The sequence below is a fragment of the Methylomagnum sp. genome (assembly GCF_054333355.1).
In genome coordinates this window covers 1-5,352 of record NZ_JBTEKS010000305.1, presented here as the reverse complement: position 1 = coordinate 5,352, position 5,352 = coordinate 1, and the positions used below count along the sequence as shown (strand labels likewise).

Here is a 5,352-nt window from a genome sequence, read left to right as displayed (position 1 = left end):
CTATCAAAAGCAGCAGGAAAAGCAGCCCGTAGGTCGGGCATGTACTCATGCCCGACGACTCCGCCCCAGAAGCGTCGGACATGGGAATACATGCCCGACCTACGGTCTGCATATGACGGGACGCGGAGCGTCCAGCCCTGCATTCCCAGCCGGAGCGTGGGAACGATAAGAGTGAATCAATAAACATCGCGCTGATACCGCCCCGAGTCCGCCAGTTGCTTTAAATACGCCTCAGCCCGTTCCCGGCTTAAGTCCCCCTGCTCGCTCACGATCCGCCGCAGCGCCTCGTGGACATCGTGGGCCATGCGCGAGGCATCGCCACAGACGTAGAAATGGGCACCTTCTTGCAGCCAGCCATACAGCTCCTTGGCGTTTTCCAGCATCCGGGTCTGCACGTAGATTTTTTCCGCCTGGTCGCGGGAGAACGCCAAATCCAGCCGGGTCAGGACGCCCCGCCGCCGCTTGTCTTCCCACTCGTCGGCGTAGAGATAATCCACCGCCTGGCGCTGGTCGCCGAAGAACAGCCAATTTTTGCCCTTAGCGCCCGTGGCTTCCCGCTCCTGGACGAAGCTGCGGAACGGCGCGATGCCGGTGCCCGGCCCCACCATGATGGCCGGGGTCTTCGGGTCGGCGGGCGGGCGGAAGTGCTTGTTGGGCTGGACGAACACGCCCAGCTTTTCCTCGCGGCCCAAGCGCCCGGCCAGGAAAGTGGAACACACGCCCTCGCGGTCCAACCCGTGGGCGTGGTAGCGCACCGCGCCGACGGTTAGATGCACCTGGTTCCCCACCGCCTTCATGCTGGACGCGATGGAGTACAGCCGGGGTGGAATGCGCCGCAGCAGGTTCACGAACTCTTGAGGCGGGACATCCTTGAGCGGGTAATCCGCCACCAGGTCGATGATGTGGCGACCCCAGGCATAGTCGTTGAAGCGGGCTTCGTCGGACTCGTCCAGCAAATCCGCTAAACCTTCCCCTTCCGCCAGCCCGGCGTATTTCTCCACCAGAACCCGGCTCAGGGCGGTGATGTCCAAGCGATTGAAGAAGGCTTCCCGCAGGGTCACGGTCTCTTTGCCCAGAGTCACTTCGGTGTAGCCGTCATAACCCGTGGTCGCCAGCAAGGCTTCCACGTAAGCGGGGTTGTTCTTGGGATACACGCCCAGCGCGTCGCCCGCCTCGTAGATCAGGCCGGAGTCGCCCAGGTCGATTTCGACATGGCGGGTCTCCTTGGCCGAACCCACGCCGTTCAGGTTGATGTTCCTTAACACCGTGGCCGGGTAAGGGTTGGTCTTGCCGTACTGAACTTTGCCCGCCGCCTGACCAACCTGTGCGCCCAACTGAATCGGCGTGGGCGTGTAGGGGACGCTGAAGGTTTTGGCATAGGTCGCCAACACCGCCTCCATCCACTCCGCCGCAGGCTCTTCAAAGTCCGCGTCCGCATCGACCCGGTGCAACGCATGGCTAGCCCCGAGCCGCAGCAAGAAGGCGTCGAAGTCCTTGCCCGCTTTGCAGAAATGTTTGTAGCTGCTGTCGCCCAAGGCCAGCACGCCGAACTTCAGGTTCTCCAAGCGCGGCGCGGCCTCGCTGTACAAATAGGCGTGCAAGCGCGCCGCCGCGTGGGGCGGTTCGCCCTCGCCGTGGGTGCTGGCGACGATGAACAGCAGCCGCTCGTTCACCATGCTCGGTAGATCGTAATCCAGCATATCCATGAGCTTGACGGTGAAGCCGCTGGCCTCGGCCCGCGCCGCCAAGTCCTTGGCGATGCCCTCGCCGTTGCCGGTTTGCGATGCGTAAAGCAGGGTCATGGACGGCGTGGACTGAATCGGCGTGGCAACCACCGGGGCAGAGCGTGTGTTGGCACCGGCCATTGTTTCACTCTGCCCCATGAACCGCGCCCACCAGCCGGACTTGCCGTGGGGATTGACGCCCAGCATCTCCCGCTGGAACTCATCGTGGCCGACCAGCGCGTTGATGCCGCCCCGCCCACCCAGCAGATACCAGAGCAAGCTGCCCAGGGCGAACAGCGCGGCCAGCGGCCCGAGCATCCAGACCGCCTTGCCGTAGGCGGAATCCATCCCTAAGAATTCATCCAGCGACGGCATGACATCCAGCCGCAGCATGGCCACATCGTGCTGATCGGTCTTGACGAAGCCGTCGTTGATGCCGGCTTTCGCATAGCCATGGCAGCCGCCCTGGGAGCAGGTCTCGTGCAGCTTGTCCGGGTGGGTCGAGGCGGTCGCTTCCTCGTCCCGCTGAACGCCGTGCCGGAAGCCCTTGGGCGCGTGGCAGTCGATGCAGTCCGCGCCGCTCTCGTCGCCCACGGACAAGAACCGGCCATGGAGAGTCTTGCCATAGCTGTCGGTGGCGTGCTGGAAGCGGTAATCCGCCGGTTTCTTCTCCTTGGTCTCGTAATCCTGCAACTTCACCTTTTCCATGGCCTTGGCATCGGCGTGGCAGTCGATGCACATGGCATTGGCTTCGGTCTTGCTGAAATTGTTGCCCACCAAGCGGCGCAGGATGTGGCCGCTGTACTGGTTGCGCCAGGTCTCGCCCTGATGGCAGGTGCCGCACTCCGTCTCGGTGTGCTGGAACTCCTCCTTGAACTTCGCCAGGTGGGCGTCCTTGATGTACGGCGTGTTGGAGTGGCAACGCCGACAGGAGGGATTCTGCTCGTCCTCCGCCTCCTTGACGCGGTTGCCGCCATGGAACTCCTTGGTGGCGCCCGGCGCGTGGCCCTTGCCGTGGGCCGAGGTCTTGAACTCGTCCACCACGTCCTTATGGGTGAACGCCTTGCCCTTGGACGGCTCCTCCACATGGCAGGATTCCGAGCAATCCACATAGCCCTCCTCGGGCTTGTGCGGATACTTGTCGATCTCCCGATGGCAATCCTTGCAGGGCACGCCGCCATGCAAGGAGCCGTAGTAATCGCTTTGCAGGATGGTCGCCGCCCGCCGGAGACCATCCTTGTCGATGTACTCCAGGCCCGGCAGCCCGTGGCAGGAAAAACAGCCGTCCGGGTCGCTGTGGCGCTCGGCCGCCAAGGCGGAGAACGCCACGGCGAACAGCACACAGGCCAGCACACCGCGCAGGATGCGCTGCATGTACCTCAGCGCTTTTTCATGCCATGTGTGCGGCGCCGGTGTAGGCCGGGCTTCAGCCCGACCCGTCCGGCCCGCATGACCCGGTGTCGGGCTGAAGCCCGACCTACACGCCGACGCGCTTTCTGGATCGCGGCATTGAATGGGCTTTAATGAATCCATGCGGTGACGGCGATGAAAGTGGTGAAGCCAGTGACGATGAGTCCGTTGACCACCCGGCCCCAGTTGACCGTCGGCGCGGTGGGCTTGGGCCGGGGCTTGAACTGGATGGCCTGCCATTGCGGCTCGGGGTGGATTTCCACGCCGCGCTTGATCCGTTTGGGCGTCTTGTTGCGGGGGGCGGGGGTCCATTCGATGGCGTTCCAGTCGCAGACATCCACGCAGTCGTGGCAGGACATGCAGGAGAACTGGTCCACCACCGCCACCTTGTCCACCATCTTGATGGCGCCGCACATGCACTTCTTGGCGCACACGTTGCAGCCGGTGCAGCGCTGCTTATCGACCCGGATGTGGTAGGTGAAACGGAACTTGGCGCCGAGCCGGTTGACCAGTCCGTCGATGGAGCCGATGGGGCACATGAACTGGCAGTAAGCCCGGCCCTTGCTGGCGAAGAAGCCCAGCAGGAACAGCAGCGACAGGTTGACCAGCCCCACCGTCGAGAAGATGAAGGCCAGCCCGACGAAGCCGCCGCTCAACGCCTCGACGAAGCGGGGCACGGTGATGAAGTTGCACAGGGTGCAGGCGCTAATGCCGAGCAAGGGCATGAGGACCATGTACACGCTCAGGTAGCCGTAGCGGATTTGCACCTGGGGCAGCGAGCGGAACTCGATCTTCCAGCGGTCGTTGAGCATCCGGCTGACCAGCTCGGTGAAGCCGCCCACCGGGCAGACGAAGGAACACCAGATGTGCCCGAAGAAGAACGTGACGATGAGGATGACGAAAAACGCCACCACCCCGACCAAGGCCACGGTGACGTGGGTGAACAAGTCCTCCAGGGTCATGCCGGGGAAGTAAAGGTAGAACCGCCGCATACACAGCTTGCCGCACAGGTCGGTGTTGCCCGCGAGTCCGGGCAGCACGGCCAGCGGCCCCAGGAACAGGACGCAGGACAGGGCAATCCAGAAATAACGGTACCGTTGTATCTTCGGCACCGATTTGACGCTTTCCGAGACTTTCTCCGTCAGGGCATTCATGGTCGGTACTCCTCTTGGAAGTGGCGAGTGGTTAGTGTTTAGTGGCGAGAAAAAAGCGGCACCGAAACGGTGAAAAGCGGCTTTTACTCGCCACTCTCCACTGATCACTCACCACTTTTCCCGTCACTTGCCACTCTTTCATTCATCAAACTCATGGCAAGCCAAACACAGCGTGCCGTCCTTCGCCGGTAGCCTAAGCAAGACTTCCCGGTCTATCCGCCGATATTCCAGCGGAACAACTTCCCCCGTCTGTTTGGCGAAATCCACCAAGCGCTTTTCCTTGTCTGCCTGATAAACCGCGTTCCAGGAATGATCCCGGTACTGGATACGATCTTCCGGGTCGTTCTTATTGGCCTGCTTGCCCGCCGGATTCTTGCCGGGGTCCAGCACCCCGTACTGATGGGGCGAGTGGCAGGTGGCGCACATCAGCTTGCCGGACTCGGCGAGCGGCAGAATGATGCCGTGCTGCTTCTCCGACGCCTTGATGTGGTCGCGCATCTTCTCCTTGGGCTTCACCGACTGATGCTCCAACGCGTTGAAGTGCGGGGTGCGGAGGTGGCAGCCGTAGCAGAGCTTCTCGGGCGGCAGGCGCAGCTTGTATTCCGTCCGGGCCAGCGGTTTGTCGCGCTCCTTGTGGGTTTCCTCGTGGCAGAAGGTGCAATGCTCCTCCTTGAGTTCGCCCTTTTCGTCCAGCATGACGTGGATGTTGGGGCGCTCGAAGTCGTCCTTGTCGTGGCACTCGTAGCAGAAGGTTTCGAGCTTGGGGTATGGCCCGCCGCGCAGGAAGTCTTTGGCTTCCGTGTCGATCTTGGCGAACGGAATCGTCTTGATGTCCTTCAAGCCGTGGCAGGTGGCGCATTCAATCTTGCGGCCCGGCGCCAGCTTTAAATTCTTTGGGTCCGCCCAGTCGTCCGGCAGGGCGATATCCACGGCGTGGTGGAGTTCGGGGAGTTCCTTGGTGGTTTCGTAGCTGTCGGACGGCGCGGCCAGAAGCGCGACCGGGCAAAAGACGAGCAGCAAAAGGAGCAGCAATGACGGCAAATCGCGCCTAAAGGCGCTCCTAC

3 protein-coding genes are annotated in these 5,352 nt (G+C 62.4%); all 3 read right to left on the bottom strand.

Annotated features, from left to right (window positions below; translation table 11 throughout):
- Positions 1–176: 176 nt before the first annotated feature.
- Entirely contained in the window at positions 177–3,098 is a 2,922-nt protein-coding gene (locus ACXWUF_RS17855) for an assimilatory sulfite reductase (NADPH) flavoprotein subunit (RefSeq protein WP_458495966.1), read from the bottom strand.
- A gap of 146 nt (positions 3,099–3,244) precedes the next feature.
- Positions 3,245–4,288, bottom strand: coding sequence for a 4Fe-4S binding protein (locus ACXWUF_RS17850; protein ID WP_458495965.1), 1,044 nt, complete (start codon positions 4,286–4,288; stop codon positions 3,245–3,247).
- Positions 4,289–4,426: 138 nt separating this feature from the next.
- The coding region (locus tag ACXWUF_RS17845) for a hypothetical protein (RefSeq protein WP_458495964.1) at positions 4,427–5,352 on the bottom strand (926 nt) is incomplete at its 5' end.